Origin of the sequence: Streptomyces minutiscleroticus (genome assembly GCF_014650875.1) — a bacterium.
In the GTDB taxonomy this organism is placed as follows: Bacteria; Actinomycetota; Actinomycetes; order Streptomycetales; family Streptomycetaceae; genus Streptomyces; species Streptomyces minutiscleroticus.
In genome coordinates this window covers 38,241-56,661 of record NZ_BMVU01000024.1, presented here as the reverse complement: position 1 = coordinate 56,661, position 18,421 = coordinate 38,241, and the positions used below count along the sequence as shown (strand labels likewise).

General features: G+C 75.4%; 11 protein-coding genes and 1 tRNA gene. 4 read left to right on the top strand and 8 right to left on the bottom strand.

What is annotated here, in order from left to right:
• Positions 1 to 58: 58 nt before the first annotated feature.
• The 4 genes from IE271_RS22490 to IE271_RS22475 form a co-directional block, all read right to left on the bottom strand.
• A complete protein-coding gene (locus tag IE271_RS22490) occupies positions 59 to 1,423 on the bottom strand; it encodes an RICIN domain-containing protein (RefSeq protein WP_190192197.1) in 1,365 nt (454 codons plus the stop codon).
• A gap of 20 nt (positions 1,424 to 1,443) precedes the next feature.
• Entirely contained in the window at positions 1,444 to 5,580 is a 4,137-nt protein-coding gene (locus tag IE271_RS22485; RefSeq protein WP_190192196.1) for a hypothetical protein, read from the bottom strand.
• Between the two features lie 456 nt (positions 5,581 to 6,036).
• Positions 6,037 to 6,456 (bottom strand): aspartate 1-decarboxylase, encoded by a 420-nt coding sequence (panD, locus tag IE271_RS22480; RefSeq protein ID WP_190192195.1) that lies wholly within the window; start codon positions 6,454 to 6,456, stop codon positions 6,037 to 6,039.
• 261 nt (positions 6,457 to 6,717) lie between these two features.
• Positions 6,718 to 8,655, bottom strand: a complete 1,938-nt coding sequence (locus IE271_RS22475) for an ABC transporter ATP-binding protein (RefSeq protein ID WP_190192257.1) — start codon at positions 8,653 to 8,655, stop codon at positions 6,718 to 6,720.
• A gap of 440 nt (positions 8,656 to 9,095) precedes the next feature.
• On the opposite strand from IE271_RS22475, the gene IE271_RS22470 reads away from it, so the two are divergent.
• Positions 9,096 to 10,175 carry a mechanosensitive ion channel family protein gene (locus tag IE271_RS22470; RefSeq protein ID WP_190192194.1) on the top strand — a complete coding sequence of 360 codons (1,080 nt, stop codon included), beginning with the start codon at positions 9,096 to 9,098 and terminating at the stop codon, positions 10,173 to 10,175.
• 135 nt (positions 10,176 to 10,310) lie between these two features.
• Here IE271_RS22470 and IE271_RS22465 read toward each other — a convergent pair.
• Positions 10,311 to 10,384 (bottom strand) — tRNA-Pro (locus IE271_RS22465).
• Positions 10,385 to 10,487: 103 nt separating this feature from the next.
• Between IE271_RS22465 and IE271_RS22460 the strand changes: the two genes are divergently transcribed.
• The 3 genes from IE271_RS22460 to IE271_RS22450 all read left to right on the top strand — a co-directional run bounded on the left by IE271_RS22460 (position 10,488) and on the right by IE271_RS22450 (position 14,438).
• Complete coding sequence (locus IE271_RS22460) at positions 10,488 to 11,063, top strand: DUF309 domain-containing protein (protein WP_190192193.1); 576 nt, start codon at positions 10,488 to 10,490, stop codon at positions 11,061 to 11,063.
• A gap of 120 nt (positions 11,064 to 11,183) precedes the next feature.
• Positions 11,184 to 11,963: a precorrin-6A synthase (deacetylating) gene (gene cobF / locus IE271_RS22455; RefSeq protein WP_190192192.1), complete on the top strand. Its 780-nt coding sequence runs from the start codon at positions 11,184 to 11,186 to the stop codon at positions 11,961 to 11,963.
• A 291-nt stretch (positions 11,964 to 12,254) separates the two neighbouring features.
• Positions 12,255 to 14,438, top strand: a complete 2,184-nt coding sequence (locus IE271_RS22450; RefSeq protein WP_190192191.1) for an MDR family MFS transporter — start codon at positions 12,255 to 12,257, stop codon at positions 14,436 to 14,438.
• Between the two features lie 129 nt (positions 14,439 to 14,567).
• On the opposite strand, the gene IE271_RS22445 is transcribed toward IE271_RS22450, so the two are convergent.
• The 3 genes from IE271_RS22445 to IE271_RS22435 form a co-directional block, all read right to left on the bottom strand.
• A complete protein-coding gene (locus tag IE271_RS22445; RefSeq protein WP_190192190.1) occupies positions 14,568 to 15,344 on the bottom strand; it encodes a sulfite exporter TauE/SafE family protein in 777 nt (258 codons plus the stop codon).
• A gap of 158 nt (positions 15,345 to 15,502) precedes the next feature.
• Positions 15,503 to 17,059 carry a long-chain-fatty-acid--CoA ligase gene (locus IE271_RS22440; RefSeq protein ID WP_190192189.1) on the bottom strand — a complete coding sequence of 519 codons (1,557 nt, stop codon included), beginning with the start codon at positions 17,057 to 17,059 and terminating at the stop codon, positions 15,503 to 15,505.
• Positions 17,060 to 17,139: 80 nt separating this feature from the next.
• A complete protein-coding gene (locus tag IE271_RS22435; RefSeq protein WP_190192188.1) occupies positions 17,140 to 18,327 on the bottom strand; it encodes a thiolase family protein in 1,188 nt (395 codons plus the stop codon).
• Positions 18,328 to 18,421 lie beyond the last annotated feature (94 nt).

Genomic DNA, 18,421 nt, shown 5'->3' with positions numbered 1-18,421 from the left:
CTCGCAATCGTCCGGGTCGGGTCCTCAGCGGCTGAGGGGGTTCAGAGGGCCGGCGGACTCAGGAGAAGGACCACAGGTGGTCGTCCTTCAGGTTGCAGTCGAAGATCGTGAGCCGGGCGTCCTTGCCTCCGACCCCGTAGTAGCCGGACACGTCCAGGCAGCGGTTGCCGCTGGCGTAGTTGCGGATCCAGAACTTCCCCGCGGACTTCTTGTCGAGGTACCAGAGCTGGTTGTCGGCCGTGCTGCCGTCGCAGTGGAACTCGGACACCGGCGTACCGGCGGGCCGGCCCCCGTACTCGCCGAGGTCCAGGCAGTAACCGTCCTTGCTGTTGCGGATCGTGAAGAGGTCGGCTCCCGACGGTCCGGCACCGTTCTGGGCCACCACGAGGTCCCACAGCTGGTTGTCGCCGCTCCGGTCGCACGTGAACTGGTTGACGGGGCCGTTCACGGTGCCCTTGCCGTAAGCCGGGACGTCCACGCACATCCCCGTCATGACGTTCTTGACCAGCACCTTGGTGGTCGTGTCGAAGTTCGCGCCCTGCGGCAGGGACCGTCCCGGGGTCGCCTTGGGCTTGACCGCCGCGGCCTTCTTCTCGGTCTTGGGGCTCGGACTGACGGAGGGCGAGGCGGCCGACGCCTCCGGTGTCGTCCGGGGCTGCGCGGCGGCCTCGGTCTTCTTCGCCGGCTTGTCCTCGGGCGCGGTCCCGGTCTTCTCCGGCGTGGCGGAGGGCGGGGCGGTGGCGTACCCGCCGGCTCCCTGCGTGGCGGCCGGTCCGTCTCCCTGGAGGACGGTGCCGCCGACGGGCTCCGCCCGGTCGGACCCGGCGGACCGGTCGTCGTCCGACCCGGTCACGAGGAGGAGCGGCACGCTGATGAGGACGGCTCCGGCGATCGCGGCCGCCGCCAGCACCGGCTTCCTGGGACGGCCGTTCGGGACGTCGTCCGCGGCCGTGCGGCCGGACTCCCGGACCGCGGAACCGGCCGCGGCGGACGGCATGCCGACGACGACGGCGGACGGCGGGTCCGTGACGGCGGCGGCCTCGGGTTCGGAGGCGGTCCGGGACGGGACCTGCTGGGCGGCGGCCCCCTGGGCGTCCGTACCCTGCGCGTCCGTCTTCTGGGTGCCCGTCTCCTGAGTGCCCGTCTTCTGGACGTCCGCCTCCTGAGCGTCCGCCTCCCGCGCACTGTCTGCGGGGGCGGGGGCGGGCGACGCCGGGGCGGTGCCGGTCTCCGTCACGGGGGCGCCCGCCGGATCGGCCGCGGACGTGACCGCGGGTCTCCCGTCGCCGTCCGCGGCGGACCCGCCGGACGCCTTGGCGAGCCGTTCGAGCGCGGAGCCCGGTTCGGCCGCGACCGCGGGCAGGACGGACGCCCTGCGCACGGTGGGGTTCGACGGCGTCTTCCCGCCTTCTTGCTGCGGCATCGGTACTCCGTTCGGTCGTCTCACTGGTCGGGGGAGCCCACGGGCCCGGCGCAGCGTCCGGGCCAGTCGAACGCCGCGGCTCCCGAGGAGTGCCGGGCCAGGGCCTGGTCGAGGCGGGCGAGCACGGCACGGTCCTGATCGTCCAGTGGCGCGTGGCTGAGGGGGACGGGGGCCGGACCGGCCGGCAGCTCCCGCAGGAGGACGAGCGGCGAGGGGCCCTCGGCCCGCACCTCCAGCACCCGGAACGCGGTGCCGGGCGCGAAGACCACCTCGTCGTGCCGGGCGTCGGGGCCCGCGTCCTCGGACAGCTGCCGCACCCGGCGGCCGGTCACCGACCAGATGGCGTACCGGGCGCTCGCGGGGGACGGGCCGCGGCCGTCGCACGGCAGCGCGCTCACCGGGGCCGGGCCCCGCAGGACGGTGCCGGGGGCCGGTGTCCGGGTGGTCCCGCCGCCGGCCGGTCCGGCACCGCGGAGCGCCGCGCCGCGGAAGGACGGCATGCGCCGCAGGGCCGAGGCCACGCAGGCCGCGTAGGGCAGCAGCCGCGGGTCGTCGGTGCGCAGGCACCGGTTCAGTTCCTCGTGGCCGAGCGGGCTGCCCGGCGCCTGCAGGTAGAGCAGCAGTGCGATCAGATCGGCGCGCGCGGCCTCCTGCTCGTGGCCGCGCAGCGCGGGCATGCGGTTGAACGTACGGGTGACGACCGCCGCCTGGCGGTCCCACGCCGAGTCGGCGAGCGCGCGGAACGCGGAACGCTCCTCGGGCGTGCTCTGGTGCCCGGGCAGGAACGGCACGGGGGGCAGCGGCCGCGCGGGAACCGCCGTCGGCGGCGGCATGGGGGCGGCGCCCGTACCCGGTGACGCGGGGGGCGTCGCGGCCGTACGCGCGGGCGGGTCCGACGGCCGGTCGCGACGGGGGCGCTCCTCGGCGGCCCGGGGCGCGGCACCGGCGGGGGTGGGGGCGGGACGGCTCGGAGAGCCGGGCAGGGACGGTCCCCCGCGTCCGGCGTCCCGACCGCCGCTGCTCACGGGCGGGTTGGGGCCCGGGGCCTGGCTTGGAGACGCGTCCGGGCGCGGGGCCGAAGCCGGGCGCGGGGTCGCGGCCGGGTCCGGGGCGGAGTCCGGAGCCGGGGCGGCGTTCGGGGTCGGGGCGGCGTTCGGGGTCGGGGCCGGGCTCGTCCCCGTGTCGCCGCCCGGGCGCGCGGGTCCTCCTGCCGGAGGTACGGACGGGGGGACGGCAGCGGGCGCGGGAGCGGCAGGGGTGGTCCGTGCCCGCGCCCCGGCATCTCCCTCTCCCCCCGCCGGAGTGCGCGTGGGAGGCGCGGCAGGAGCATCACCCGGCACCGGAGGGACCGGTGGGCGCTGCGTCCGCTCCTGCTCCGGGCGCGGTCCGCGCTCCTGACCGGCCGTCGGCGACGGCGGGACGGGGCGGGACGGGGACCGGGGCGGCTCGGCGCCGGCAGCGCCGTGACCGGGCGCCGCGCCGGCTCCCGGCGTCGCGGGCCGGGCCGGACCGGGCCGGTGCGGCCCGGTGGCGGGCGGAGTCGGCGCACTCGCTCCCGCGGGAGGCGCGCCGGCCGGTGTCCCGGTCCCGGCGGGACCCGGGGGAACCTCCGTCGCGGCTGAACCGGAACGAGGCGGAACGGACGGCAGCCCCGACGCGGAGGCGCCGTCCCGGCCGGTGCCCCGACCGGAGCCCGGACCGGCGGGCGACGGGGGTGCGGCGGGTCCTTGCGGGCCGTGGGCACCTGTCGGCGCGGGTGCGGCAGGCCCCTGCGGGCTGCGGGGACCCGTCGGCGCGGGTGCGGCAGACCCCTGCGGGACACGGGCACCGGCCTGCGCGGCGGCTCCGGTTCCCGTCCGGCCGGGAGTTCCGGGTCCCGTCCCGTCGGGGGCTCCGGAGCCCGACGGCGCAGGTCCCCCGGCGCCCGCCGAGGCGGAAGCACCGGCAGCCGCCGGACCGGACACCCCGGTACGCGTCGGGCCGGCGGTCCCAGGCCCCGTAGCAGGAACTCCGGCACCCGCAGGCCCAGCGGTCCCCGGGCGCGCCGGGGCGGAAGCCCCAGGACCCGCAGGAGCAACGGTCCCTGGAGCCGCCGAGGCAGGAACCCCGGCAGCCGTAGAACCAACGGTCCCCGGGGCCGTCGGCCTGGAGGCCCCAGGACCCGTCGGGGCAGGTACCCCGGCGCCCGCCGGGCCGGGCGTCCCGGCACCCCTCGGAGCAGGCGCAGCGCCGGACGTGTGCGGGGCGGGGGTCCCAGGAGCCGCGGGCCTCCCCGGTCGGGGCGCCGCACCGGGCGCGTTCCCTGCAGGCACGTACTGCCCGGCAGGGGCCGCCGGCCCGGAAGGCGCCTGCTGCCCGGCGGACATCTGCCGCCCAGCAGGAGCCCCGGACCCACCAGGTATCTGCTGCCCAGCAGGGACCCCGGGCCCAGCAGGTATCTGCTGCCCGGCGGAAGCCCCTTGCCCAGCAGGCATCCGCCGTCCGGCAGGAGCCCCGGGCCCGGCGGGTACTCCCGGTCCGGCAGGCACGTGCTGTCCGGCAGGGACCCCTGGTCCGGCGGGCATCCGCTGCCCGGCGGGAGCCCCGGGGGCGGCGGCCGGCCCCGGACCGTGCGGCGCCGTCGTGTGCGCCGTCGCGGCGGGTCCGGCGGTCGCCGGCCTCTGCTGCGGCTGCCCGTACGCGGGGTGGCCCGCGGTTGCGGGCACGGGGCGGCCCGCGGTCGCGCCCTGCGCCACCGGCGGAGGAGGCACGGCGGCCGGCGCCCTGCCGAACGCCGCGAAACGCAGGCTGCGTACCTGGTACTCGGCGGCCAGCCGGCGCAGTTCCTGGCCGCCGTCCACGGCGGTGCCGTGGACGTGCACGCGCGCCCGTGCCGACACCCCCGACGGCAGCCCGCCGAGCAGTCGCTCCAGCACCGGCCACAGCGACCGGTCGAGCGCCTCCCCCGGCAGGCCCACCTCGATGTCCGGTCCCTGGGGGTCCACGGGCCTGCCCGCGAGGGCGGGCGGCTCCGCGTCCGTCCCGATGATCGACACGCCCGCCCGGGTCACGGCGGCCTGCCACCGGTCGGACAGGCGCACCACGCCGCGCTGGGGGTTGCCCGGGCCGGGCAGCGGCGGGCTCCAGCGCAGCAGGCGGGGCGAGGACGCGCCGGGCGCGCAGATCACGGAGTCGACGAACGGCTGCCAGCGCGGGGCCCCGTCGGCCCCCACGGTCGTGGAGCGCACGGTGTCGAGGTGCCGGGTGCCGGACTCGGCGAGCAGCGGCAGCCCGCTGTAGACGACGACCTCGGCACCGACCAGTTCGGCGGCGTCCTGGCCGACGCGCAGCACGTCCCGGCGGCCGCCCGGCGCGAACCGCAGGACGGAGCGCGCGGCGGCGGGCAGCGCCGTCACGACGTCCGCCACGTCGTCGGTGACGACGTCCTCGCCGTCCGGCACGCCGAGGACGACGAGGAGGCCGTGCCGGTCGACCGGCACGGCGTAGCAGAGGTCGCCCGGGCGCGGGGCGCGGGCGCCGTCGGGGCGGATGAGCACGCCGGCCGGGATCTGCTCGACGACGCAGCCGCTGCGGGTACGGGACGGCAGGGTGCCCGGGACGGGCTGCCAGAGGGGGGCGGGCTGGCGGGGGCCGAGCGCCACGGGCTCGGCGCCGGGCGAGAAGCGCCACCAGCCGCGTTCCCGGCCGCCGGCCGCCCCGTCGTCGGACGGCACGTCGTGGACGAAGAGCCCGCCGCCCGGCACGCCGAGGACCGTGCCGTCGGGGGCGATGACGTCGACCTCCCAGGCGTCGGCGATGCGGCGGGCGACGGCCGGCCGGCCGGGGCGGTCGTCGCCCGCGCCGGACATGGCCAGCCGGATGGTGCCCATGCCGTCGCTGCACAGGGTGTCCAGCAGGGCGCCGAGCCGCGCCCACAGGGCGGCGGCCGTGTTCCCGTCGGCGCCCGCGACGACGGTCACCGTGTCGTCGCCGTCCACCTCGAGGACCCGGGTGAGGTCGGCGATGTCCGCGGGGCCGAGCAGCTCGTCGGAGGAGCGCCGGACCAGCAGGAGGCGGTCGTACTCCTCGACGAGGAGGCCGGGCCGGGAGGACTCGGCCTGCGGCGCCCGGCCGGTGTCGGACGGGCGCGACGCGGCCCGGCGCAGGCCCCAGCGCATCAGCGGTGGCCCCTTTCGACGACCGGCAACGGAAAACGCGTGGCCGACACCATTTCATACGCCACAAACATCGAAAGTGAATCCCGGGTTACGTACGTGAACTGGTATGGGGAATTGGACTCGGACCCGTGCACCGGCTTACCGCGATGCCATACCGGTGATCTTCTGGGCAACACTCCCCACCTGGCAACTCCCTTGTGCGGCGGGCGATCCGAAAGGCCACCGGACGACGCGTGCGAAGGCGACGGCATTCCCCCGCACCTGCCTGTCGTACGAGGAACCGGTGTCTCCGGATCATACTTGGCCACCCTGTCCGGATGTCACGATGGATCCACTGGGACGAAATACCGCATGCCGTCGAAAAGCGGCCGTACGGTGCCGTGTTGGGCGGACCGCGGAAGACGGGGAGGGGCGGCCGGAAGACCGGCCGCCCCTCCCCGTCGCGTCGCCCGCGGATCAGGCGCCGACGGCCTGCGGGCTGCGCTCGGTGCCGGAGCCCGGTACCGGCTCGGACGCGTCCGAGCCGAGCGCCACGATGCGGTTGCCCTGGTCCACGTGCACGACGCGGGGTCGCAGTTGCCGCGCCTCGGCGTCGGTGACCTGGGCGTAGCTGATGATGATCACCAGGTCGCCGGGGTGCACCAGGTGCGCGGCGGCGCCGTTGATGCCGATGACCCCGGAGCCGCGCTCGCCCTCGATGACGTACGTCTCCAGGCGGGCGCCGTTGGTGACGTCGACGATGTGGACGAGCTCGCCGGGCAGCAGGTCGGCGGCGTCCAGCAGGTCGGCGTCGATGGTCACGGACCCGACGTAGTGCAGGTCGGCCTGGGTCACGGTGGCACGGTGGATCTTGGACTTGAACATGGTGCGCAGCATCGAGGCACTCCCGGAAGTAGGCTCCCTGCCTGCGTTTTGCAGGTCAAGGGCTGTTTGCTCAGCTTACGACGCGGAGCCCCGCCCCAGTAGGCCCGCACCGGGTCGCCCCGGCCACACACCGGCGGCCCGGTCACCGCCCCTCACGCCGCCACCACTCGTGCCGCCACCCGCTCACACCGCCACCACCCGCGCCGCCACCGCTCACACCGCCACCACCCGCGCCACCGTCGCCCGCGCCACCGTCGCCCGCGCCACCGCCGTCTACGCCGCCGGCTCCCCCGCCGCGGTGCTCCCCGCGGCACCGGCGGGCCCCGCCTCCCCGTCCGGACCGGCAAAGGGCTCCCCGGCCCCGGCGAGCCGGGTGCGGTGCAGCTGCGCGTACCGGCCGTCCGCCGCGAGCAGTTCCTCGTGCGTGCCGCGCTCCACGACGCGGCCGGCCTCGACCACCAGGATCAGGTCGGCGGAGCGCACGGTGGACAGGCGGTGGGCGATCACCAGCGCGGTGCGTCCCTCCAGCGCCTCGGCGAGCGCCTCCTGCACGGCGGCCTCGGAGGTGTTGTCGAGATGGGCCGTGGCCTCGTCCAGCACGACGACGCGCTGGCGGGCCAGGAGCAGCCGGGCGATGGTCATGCGCTGGCGCTCGCCGCCCGAGAGCCGGTAGCCGCGCTCGCCGACCACGGTGTCGAGGCCGTCGGGCAGGGCGCGGACCAGGTCCTCCAGGCGGGCCCGGCGCAGAGCGTCCCACAGTTCGTCCTCGGTGGCCTCCGGGCGGGCGAGGAGGAGGTTGGCGCGCACGGAGTCGTGGAAGAGGTGGCCGTCCTGGGTGACCATGCCGACCGTACGCCGCAGCGCGGCCGCGCTCAGGTCGCGCACGTCGACGCCGCCGACGCGGACGGCGCCCTCGTCCACGTCGTACAGGCGGGGCAGCAGGTGGGCGACGGTGGACTTGCCCGCGCCCGAGGAGCCGACGAGCGCGACGGTCTGCCCGGGCCCGGCGCGGAAGGAGACGCCGTGCAGGACCTCGGCGCCGCCCCGGGTGTCGAGGGCGGCGACCTCCTCCAGGGAGGCCAGGGAGACCTTGTCGGCGGACGGGTAGCCGAAGCGGACGCCGTCGAACTCCACGGCGACGGGGCCCTCCGGCACGTCCCGCGCGTCCGGCCTCTCCGCGACGAGCGGCCTCAGGTCGAGCACCTCGAAGACCCGCTCGAAGCTGACCAGGGCGCTCATCACCTCCACGCGCGCCCCGGCGAGGGAGGTCAGCGGCGCGTACAGCCGGGTCAGCAGCAGGGCGAGGGAGACCACGGCGCCCGCCTCCAGGCCGCCGCGCAGGGCGAACCAGCCGCCGAGCCCGTAGACCAGCGCGAGGGCGAGCGCGGAGACGAGGGTGAGCGCGGTGATGAACGCCGACTGGGCCATCGCCGTACGGACCCCGATGTCGCGCACGCGCCGGGCCCGCGCCGCGAACTCGGCGGACTCCTCGTCGGGCCGCCCGAAGAGCTTGACCAGGGTGGCGCCGGGCGCGGAGAACCGCTCGGTCATCCGCGTGCCCATCGCCGCGTTCAGGTCGGCCGCCTCGCTCTGGAGCCGGGCCATCCGCCGGCCCGTACGCCGCGCGGGGACCACGAACACCGGCAGCAGGACCAGCGCGAGCAGGGTGATCTGCCAGGAGAGGGTGAGCATGACGGCGAGGGTGAGCAACAGTGTGACCACGTTGCCCACCACACCGGACAGGGTGTTGCTGAACGCCCGCTGCGCGCCGATCACATCGTTGTTGAGGCGGCTGACGAGCGCCCCCGTGCGCGTCCGGGTGAAGAAGGCGACGGGCATGCGCTGCACGTGGTCGAAGACGGCGGTCCGCAGGTCGAGGATGAGCCCCTCGCCGAGCGTCGCCGACAGCCACCGGCCGAGGAGGCCGAGGGCCGCCTCGGCGAGCGCGATGAGGGCGATGAGGACGGCGAGGCGTACGACGGTGTCCGCGTCGCCGCCCGACACGATCGCGTCGACGACCCGCCCCGCGAGGACGGGCGTGGCCACGGCGAGCAGCGCGGTCGCCACACCGACCAGCACGAACCGCGCGATGCGGCGGCGGTGGGGGCGGGCGAAGGCGGCGACGCGGCGCAGGGTCGCGCGGGCCAGGGGCCGGCGCTCCCGCTGGGCGTGCGTGACGCTGTACAGCTGGGTCCAGGCGGTGGTCTCCATGCTCATGCGGACGACGCTAGGACCTCAAGCATCATTGAGGTCAAGGTCCGGGACCGCGCCCTCCTCACCGCCCGCCGCCGCTCTCCGCGGCTTTTCATCGCTCCGCGCCGCCCTCCGTCGCCAACCGTCATCACCCGTCACCTTCCATCACCCCCCGCCGCTCCCCACCGCCCGTCGTCCTCCCCGTCGCTCCCCGCCGCCCGGCGCCGTCGTCCGCGGTCGTCCGCGCGCGGGGCGGGACCGCATCCCCGGCCGCCCGGCGGGGCCCTCGCCGCGCGGACCGCCCCGCGCGTACGGCAGGATGATCGGGTCCGCCGTTCGACGGCCTCGGAACAGGCGGGAAACGCCCGTATGTTCAGCATTCATGAGCAAGGTGACAAGGTGACGACACATCACATACCGGGGGCGCGGCCCGTGTCCGGCTCCGCGGGAGGCGCCCGGTGAACCGCGCCCTCACCGCCCACGACCTGATCGTCGCCGGGGTCTGGCTGGTCGCCGGCGTCGTGGCGGGCCTGCTGCTGCGCCTGCTGATGCGCTGGCTCGCGAAGCACGCGACCCGGACCCGCTGGACCGGCGACGACGTCGTCGTCGACGCGCTGCGCCCCCTGGTGCCCTGCGCCGCGATCACGGCCGGCGCCGCGGCCGCAGCGGCGGCCCTGCCCCTGAAGGCCCGCATCGAGCAGACGGTCACCCAGACGCTGACCGTGCTGCTGATCCTCGTGGCCACACTGACCGCCGCCCGCGTGGTCACCGGCCTCGTGCGGTCCCTGGCGCAGTCCCGGTCGGGCGTCGCGGGATCGGCCACGATCTTCGTGAACATCACCCGCGTCGTGGTGCTCGCGATGGGCTTCCTGGTGGTCCTGCAGACCCTGGGCATCTCGATCGCCCCGCTGCTCACCGCCCTGGGCGTGGGCGGTCTGGCCGTCGCGCTCGCCCTGCAGGACACCCTCGCCAACCTCTTCGCGGGCGTCCACATCCTCGCCTCGAAGACGGTCCAGCCCGGCGACTACGTCCGCCTCACCAGCGGCGAGGAGGGCTACGTCGTCGACATCAACTGGCGCAACACCGTGGTCGAGGACCTGTCGAAGAACCTCGTGATCATCCCCAACAAGCAGCTGGCGGGGACGAACATGACCAACTTCAGCCGTCCGGAACAGCAGATGACGCTCACCGTGCAGGTCGGCGTCGGCTACGACAGCGACCTGGAGCACGTCGAGCGCGTCACGTCCGAGGTGGTCGCGAACGTGATGACCGGCGTCTCCGGCGCCCTCCCCGACCACGAGCCAGCCGTCCGCTTCCACACCTTCGGCGACTCCCGGATCGGCTTCACGGTGATCCTCGGCGTCGGGGAGTTCAGCGACCAGTACCGGATCAAGCACGAGTTCATCAAGCAGCTGCACAAGCGGTACCAGGAGGAGGGCATCCGCATCCCGGCGCCCACCCGCACCGTGGCCCTGCATCCGGGCGGCACCGCTCCCGGCATCCCCGCGCAGCGCGACGGGTCGGCGACGTTCTCGTAGGCTCTCGCAGGGACTAGGTCCTCGCAGGGGCGCCGGTTCACGCGGGGACGCCGGCGGCGTTCCCCCGGGACGGGACGGCCCCGCGACGCACGAAAGGGTCTCCCGGGCTCACGCCCGCGGAGACCCTTTCCGCTGTCGGGACGACAGGATTTGAACCTGCGACCCCTTGACCCCCAGTCAAGTGCGCTACCAAGCTGCGCCACGTCCCGATGCGTCCCGTCGCGGCCAAAGCCGCGTGAACGCTCGGACAGAACTTTACCTCACCTGCGGCACCGCTCCGTGAGGGGCACGGCCCGGGGGACAATCCAGGGCATGAACGGGACTTCTGACACGGACCGCGACCGGGACGACGAGGGGCCGGGCCGGCACGAGGGCGGACACGGCCCGGGCCGGGACGGCCGGGACCGGGACAGCGAGGGGCGGGCGCGCAACGCGCGGCCGCGGGACGGCCTCGGGCGGCCGCTGCCGTACGGGGCGGACGGTGTGGAACGGCAGCCCGAGGGCGTCGTGCGGGCCCCGGAGGAGACCGTCGCCGAGGCCCAGGCCCTGCTCACGGCGGGCAGGCCCTTCCACGCGCACGAGGTCTTCGAGGACGCCTGGAAGTCCGGGCCGCCCGGGGAGCGGACGCTGTGGCGGGGCATGGCGCAGCTCGCGGTGGGCCTCACCCATGCGGCGCGCGGCAACGCCAAGGGCGGGGCGCGGCTGCTGCGGCGCGGTGCGGGGGCCGTCGAGGAGTGGGCGGCGGTCTCCGGGACGCCCCGGCCCTACGGGATGGCGACGGCGGACCTCGCGCGCTGGGGCCGGGAGCTGGCGGACGCGGTGGAGCGGGCCGGGACGGCGGTGGACGCGGCGGCCTCGGCCCCCGTGCTGCGCCCCGACGGGCGGTAGCGGGGCAGGGCGGCCGACGACGGTGCACGGTGGGACCGGGCGCGGAGCGGGGCCCGGCGGGACCGTCCGCGCAACAGGGCCCGGCGGCCGGGGCCGGGCGGTGTGCGGCAGACTCGGGGCGTGCGAAGGATTCATGTCATCGGCATCGGGGCGGGCGACCCCGACCAGCTGACCCTGCAGGCGGTCAAGGCGATGCGGGACACGGACGTGTTCTTCCTGCTCGACAAGGGCGAGGCCAGGTCCGGCCTCGTGGGGCTGCGCCGGGACATCCTGGACGCGCACCTGCCCGAGGGGACGTACCGGCTGGTGGAGGTGCGCGACCCGGAGCGCGACCGCGCGGCCGGGGGTACGGCCTACTCCCCCGCCGTCGGGGACTGGCGCAGCGCCCGCGCCGGCCTCTACGAGCGCGTGATCGCCGAGGAGCTGGGCGCGGACGAGAGCGGCGCCTTCCTGGTCTGGGGCGACCCCGCGCTGTACGACAGCACGCTCGGGATCCTGGAGGAGGTCCTGGAGCGGGGCGCGGTGGCGTTCGAGTACGACGTCGTGCCGGGCGTCAGCAGCGTGTCGGCCCTGGCCGCCCGGCACCGCACGGGGCTGAACCGCGTGGCGCGCCCCGTGCAGATCACCACGGGCCGGCGGCTCGCCGAGGGCCTGCCCGACGGCGTCGACGACGTGGTCGTGATGCTGGACGCCCACCGGGCCTACGAGCGGTACACGGACCGGCAGGGCGAGGACATCGACATCTACTGGGGCGCCTACATCGGCACGCCCGACGAGATCCTGCTCTCCGGCCCCCTGGCCGAGACCGCTCCCCGCATCACGGAGGCGCGCGAGGAGGCACGGCGCCGCAAGGGCTGGATCATGGACACGTACCTGCTGCGGAGGAACCCCCGGGACTGAGGCGCGCCGGTCGCGGAGGAACTCCGGCGGTGGGGCGCCCTGCCACCGGAGCCGCCTCCCGCCACCGAAACCGCGCCCCGCCACCGAAGCTGCGCCCCGCCGCCGAGTGCGCGCCCCGTACCCTCCCGGCCCCCGTACCCTCCCGGCCCCCGTACCCTCCCGGCCCCCGTACCCTCCCGGCCCCCGTACCCTCCCGGCCCTCGTCCCTCCCGGGCTCCGTCCCTCCCGGCCCTCGTCCCTCCCGGTCCCGCCCCTCCCGGGCTCCGTCCCACCCGCCCGGACAGTCTCCGCATGCACACTCCACCCATCGGTGTGAGAGTGGCGGATGTGACGCCTCCGACGACCTCCGACGCCACCGTGTCCCCGTCCGCCGGGCGGCCCGCCGGGTCCGCGGGGGGCGGCGCGCCCGCCGCGCCGCAGCCGCCCGTCCTGGACTCCCGCCGCCGCAACGTCATCGTCGTGACGATCGTGCTCGGGATGCTGCTCGCGGCCCTCGACCAGACCATCGTCGGCACCGCGCTGCCCACGATCGTGTCGGACCTGGGCGGGGCCGAGCACATGTCGTGGGTGGTCACGAGCTACCTGCTCGCGGAGACCGTCGCCACGGTGCTGGTCGGCAAGTTCGGCGACCTGTTCGGCCGCAAGGTGGTCTTCCAGGTCTCGGCGGTCGTCTTCGTCGTCGGGTCCTTCCTGTGCGGCCTCGCCGGCAACATGACCCTGCTGATCGTGTGGCGGGCCATGCAGGGCGTCGGCGCCGGCGGCCTGATGGTCACGGCGATGGCGCTGATCGCCGACGTGATCCCGCTGCGCGAGCGCGGCAAGTACCAGGGCGCGATCGGCGCGGTGTTCGGCCTGGCCACGGTCGTCGGGCCGCTGCTGGGCGGCCTGTTCACCGACCACCTCAGCTGGCGCTGGGCCTTCTACGTCAACGTGCCCGTCGCGATCGTCGTCGTCATCGCCGCGGCCCGCACCATCCCGGTGGTGAAGTCGGCCTCCCGCCCGGTGATCGACTACCTGGGCATCGCGCTGGTCGCGATCGGCGCGAGCGCCCTCATCCTGGCGACGAGCTGGGGCGGCAACGAGTACGCCTGGGGCTCGCCGGTCATCATCGGCCTCTTCGCGGGCGGCGTCGTCGCCCTCGCCCTGTTCTGCCTGGCCGAGACGCGCGCGGCGCAGCCCATGCTGCCGATGCGCCTGTTCCGCAACCCGGTCTTCACCGTCTGCTCGATCCTGAGCTTCATCGTCGGCTTCGCCATGCTCGGCGCGCTGACCTTCCTGCCGACCTACCTGCAGTACGTGGACGGCGACTCGGCCACGATCTCCGGCGTGCGCACGCTGCCGATGGTGGTCGGGCTGCTGGTCATGTCCGTCATCAGCGGCAACGTCGTCGGCAAGACCGGCACGTACCGGATCTTCCCCATCATCGGCTCGCTGGTCATGGCGCTCGGTCTCTTCCTGCTGTCCCTGATGGACGCGGGCACCAGCGGCTGGCTGGAGTCGCTGTACATGCTCGTGCTCGGCGCCGGCATCGGCCTGTCCATGCAGGTCCTGACGATCGCCGTGCAGAACACCGTGGACTACGCCGACCTGGGCACGGCCACCTCCGGCGTCACCTTCTTCCGTACGCTGGGCAGCTCGTTCGGCACCGCCGTGTTCGGCACCATCTACGCCAACACGCTGCGGCCGAACCTCACCGACGGCGTCGCCGAGGCCGCCCGCACCGGCGCCGCCGATCCGACGGTCATCGGCCGGGCCGCCACCAGCCCCGAAGGGCTGCACGACCTGCCCTCGGCGGCGGCCGCGCCCCTCATCGGCGCGTACGCGGACACGCTGCGGACCGTGTTCCTGTGGACGGTCCCGGTGGCGCTGCTGAGCTTCGTGGTCGCACTGTTCCTGAAGCAGGTGCGGCTGCGCGACAGCGCCCGGCTCGGCTCCTCGGACATGGGCGAGGGCTTCGCCTCCCCCTCCCCCGCGGACTCCCGCCAGGTGCTGGAGTCCGCCGTCGGGAGGATCATCGGCAGTACGACGCTGGAGACCGCCGGGCGGATCGTCGCCGAGTCCGACACCCGGCTCGACCGGGCGGGCGCCTGGGCCGTCATGCAGGTCGACCTGTACACCCGGCTGGTCGGCCACGCCCGTCTCGGGCTGATCTCCGCCCGCCGCCGGATGCCGCCCGAGGTGCTGGTGCCCGTCTTCGAGCGGATGGTCGAGGAGGGCTATCTCACCCGCGACGGCGCGTTCTTCTCGCACACACCGGCCGGCGCGCGCGAGGCGCGGGTGATCAGCGAGGCGTGGGCCGCCTGGCTGACGCAGCGCGTGGAGCGGTCCCTGGGCCGCCCGTCCGGGCAGGACCTGCGCGCCGCGGTCGACGCCATCGCCAAACGCCTGCTGGTCGAGGACCTGACGACCGGGTTCGCCTCGGGGTCGCACCTCGACGCCCCGGCGCGCGCGACGGCCTCGGCGGGCGCGCGCTGACGACCGGACCGCGGCCGGACCGCGACCGGGCCGCAGCCGGGCCGCGACCGGGCGGTCCGGGCCGTCCGGCCCGTCCGGCCGACGCCGGTCGGCGCGCCCCCCAGCGTCCGGGCCTCCCGGCCGGCACGGTCAGCGCAGCAGGAGCTGGAGCCCGCCCAGCACCGTCGCGGCGATCACGAGCCGCTCGAAGAGGCGCTGGTCGATCCGGTCGACGGCGAACTTGCCGATCAGGGCTCCGGGCAGCACGAACAGCGCCAGCACCGCGTCGAGCAGCAGCGAGCGGCCGTCGATCAGGCCGAGGCCGACGCTGAAGGGCACCTTGGAGACGTTGACGATCAGGAAGAAGAACGCCGAGGTGCCGAGGAAGCCGAGCTTGCGGAAGCCCGCCGAGAGCAGGTACATCGACATCACGGGGCCGCCCGCGTTGGCGACCATGGTGGTGAAGCCGCCGAGCACCCCGTAGGAGCGGGCCTTGACCCGCCCGGCGCGCGAGGCCACCGGCTCCGGGCCCTCCTCCTCCCGGTCGGCCCGGCGCCGCCGCCACACCGTGACCCCGGCCATCACCAGCAGGATCACGCCGATCGAGACGCGGACGGCCGCGTCGTCGGCCCACAGCAGGAAGAGGGTGCCGACGACGACGCCCGCGGCGACCGCCGGGAACAGCCGCCACAGCGTGGGCCAGTGGGCGTGCCGCCGGTAGGTGAGCACGGCGAGCACGTCCCCGACGATGAGGACCGGCAGCAGGACGCCGGTGGACTCGCGGGCGGGCAGGACGGCCGCGAAGATCGCGAGGCTGACCGTGTTGGCCCCGCTGACGGCCGTCTTGGAGAAGCCGACGAGCAGGGCGGCGGCTGCGAGGGCGGCGAACTCCCCGGTGGAGAGGTGCCAGAGCGTCATCGTGTCCATTGCGGGACCCGATGCTACGTGCACCTATATGCCGCGGGCGCCGGCGTCTCACGGACGGCGCCGCCAAACGACACCGCCGGGCGAGGCGTACGGTCGTCGCCGGTCCGCCGGGCGGCGCGGCGCGCAGTCGTCGCCGGCCCGTCCGGCGCCGGCCGGCCTCACTCCGCGTACCGCGCCCGCAGCTCCCGCTTCAGCACCTTCATGCTGGGGCCGAGCGGCAGGTCGTCGGCGAACTCGACGCGGCGCGGGTACTTGTGCCGCCCCAGGCGCTCCTTGCACCAGGCCGTGAGCGCGGCCGCGTCGACGCTCCCGGCCTCGGTCCCGGCCCCGGCCCCGCCGTCCGTCCCGGCTCCGGTCTCCTCCGGGGCGCGGACGACCACCGCGCAGACCTCCTCGCCGTGCAGGTCGTCCGGTACCCCGATCACGGCGGCCTGGGCGACGGCGGGGTGCCGCATCAGGGCCTCCTCGACCTCGCGCGGGTAGACGTTGTAGCCGCCGCGGATGATGACGTCCTTCTTGCGGTCGACGATCCGCAGGAAGCCGTCCTCGTCCTTGGTGCCGAGGTCGCCGGTGCGGAACCAGCCGTCGACCAGCGCCTTCGCGGTCTCCTCGGGACGGCCGAGATACCCCGAGAACACGTTGTGGCCGCGGACGACGACCTCGCCCGTCTCCCCCGCCGGCAGCAGCTCGATCCGCTCCTCGACCTCGGCGCGGGCGATCTCCACCTCCACGCCCCACAGGGGGTGCCCGATGGTGCCGGGCCGGGTGCCGAGCAGCGGCTGGTTCACCGTCGCGCTCGGCGAGGTCTCCGAGAGCCCGTAGCCCTCGTAGACCTTCGTACCGAAGGCGGCCTCGAAGCGTTCGAGGACGGCGACGGGCAGCGAGGCGCCGCCGGAGACGCACACGCGCAGCGCGGGCAGCTCGGCGGCCTCGGCGGCGGCCGCCACGAGGCCCACGTACATCGTGGGCACGCCGTGGAAGGTGTTCACGCCCTCGCGCACCATCAGCTCGATCGCCTTCGCCGCGTCGAAGCGCGGCAGCAGGACCAGCGTGGCGCCCGCGCGCCAGGTGGAGTTGAGCGAGACGGTCTGCCCGAAGGCGTGGAACAGTGGCAGCGCGCCGAGCGCGACGTCGTCGGAGCGCAGGTCGTTGGCGTCGAAGGCGTTGACGGTCGCGTTCATCACGATGTTGAAGTGGCTGAGCACGGCGCCCTTGGGGACGCCGGTGGTGCCGCTGGTGTAGAAGACGACCGCCGGGTCGTCCGCCTCGCGCCCGACGTACGAGGGCAGCGGCTCGGCCCGCGCCGCCAGCTCCTCGAACTCCGCGCCCAGGGCGACCACGCGCACGCCCGCCGCCCGCGCCGCCGCGGCTCCCGTCCCCGCCTGCGCCGGGTGGCACAGCAGCAGGCCCGCCCCGCTGTCCCTCAGGACGTGCTCGACCTCCTCGGCGGTGAGGAGCAGGTGGACGGGGACGACGACGGCGCCCGCCGCCACGATCGCGTAGTAGGCGTGCGGGAAGTCGGCGGTGTTGGGTGCCATCAGCGCCACCCGGTCCCCCGGCCGTACCCCCAGCGCGGCGAGGGCGCCGGCCTGGGCGCGGGCGCGCTCCCACACCTCGGCGAAGGTCAGCCGCAGGTCTCCCTCGACCAGGGCCGTCCTCGCGGGGCGGCGGCGGGCGTTCTCGGCGAGGATCGCGGCGACGGACAGGGTTGCCATGGAGGGGTGCTCCGTTTCTTGCGTACTGGTGGGGGGTCCGGAGGTCCCTCCGGGTCAGGGACGTTCGAGGTCCCTCCGGGTCAGGGGCGTTCGACGAGCACGGCGCTGCCCTGGCCGACGCCGACGCACATCGTGGCGAGGCCGCGCCCGGCGCCCGTGCGGCGCATGCGGTGCAGCAGGGTGGTGAGGATGCGGGCGCCGGAGCAGCCGAGCGGATGGCCGAGGGCGATGGCGCCGCCGGTGGGGTTCACCCGCTCGGGATCGATGCCGAGCAGGTCGACGCAGGCCAGCGCCTGGGCGGCGAACGCCTCGTTGACCTCGGCCTCCTCGACGTCCCCGATCTCCCAGCCGGCGCGGGCGAGCACCTTCCGCGTGGCGGGTACCGGACCGATGCCCATGACGTCCGGGTGGACGCCCGCCGAGGCCCCGGCGACGTACCGGCCGAGGGACTCCAGGTCCAGCTCGCGCAGGACCTCCTCGCTGACGAGGACGAGGCCGGCGGCGCCGTCGTTCATGGGCGAGGCGTTGCCCGCGGTGACCGTGCCGTCCGCGCGGAAGACGGGCTTGAGCGAGGCGAGCCTGTCGTACGAGGTGTCCTCGCGGACGCATTCGTCGGCGCCCACCACGACGCCGTCGGGACGGGTGACGGGCACCAGCTCGGCGCCGAAGCGGCCGTTCTTGCGGGCGTCGGCGGCGAGCCGGTGGCTGAGCAGCGCGAACTCGTCCTGCCTCGCGCGCGTGATCCCGTACTTCCGCGCCACCTCCTCGGCCGTCTCGCCCATGGCGAGGACGCCGTGCAGCTCGCGCATGGCCGGGTTGACCAGCCGCCAGCCGAGCCGGGTGTCGAAGGTCTCCATCGCGCGCGGCAGCGCCTCGTCGGGGCGCGGCAGCACGAAGGGGGCGCGGCTCATGGACTCGGAGCCGCCCGCGACCACGACGTCGGCCTCGCCGGAGGCGATGGCGCGGGCGGCGGTGGTGACGGCCTCCAGGCCGGAGGCGCACAGCCGGTTGACCGTGGCGCCGGGCACGGAGTCGGGCAGGCCGGCGAGCAGGGCGGCCATCCGGGCGACGTTGCGGTTGTCCTCGCCGGCCTGGTTGGCGGCGCCCCAGTAGACGTCGTCGATCCGGGCCGGGTCGAGCGCGGGCAGTCCGGCGACGAGGTCGCGGACCACGGTCGCGGCCAGGTCGTCGGGGCGCACGGTGGACAGCGCCCCGCGCAGCCTGCCGATGGGGGTGCGGCGGGCGGCCGCGAAGTGGACGGGACGCACGGTGACGGCTCCTCACTGAACCACACTTAATTAGCACTGCTAGTTTCGGACTATAGACCGCTGCCCGGCTCCCTGGGAAGATCCCCCGTGACCT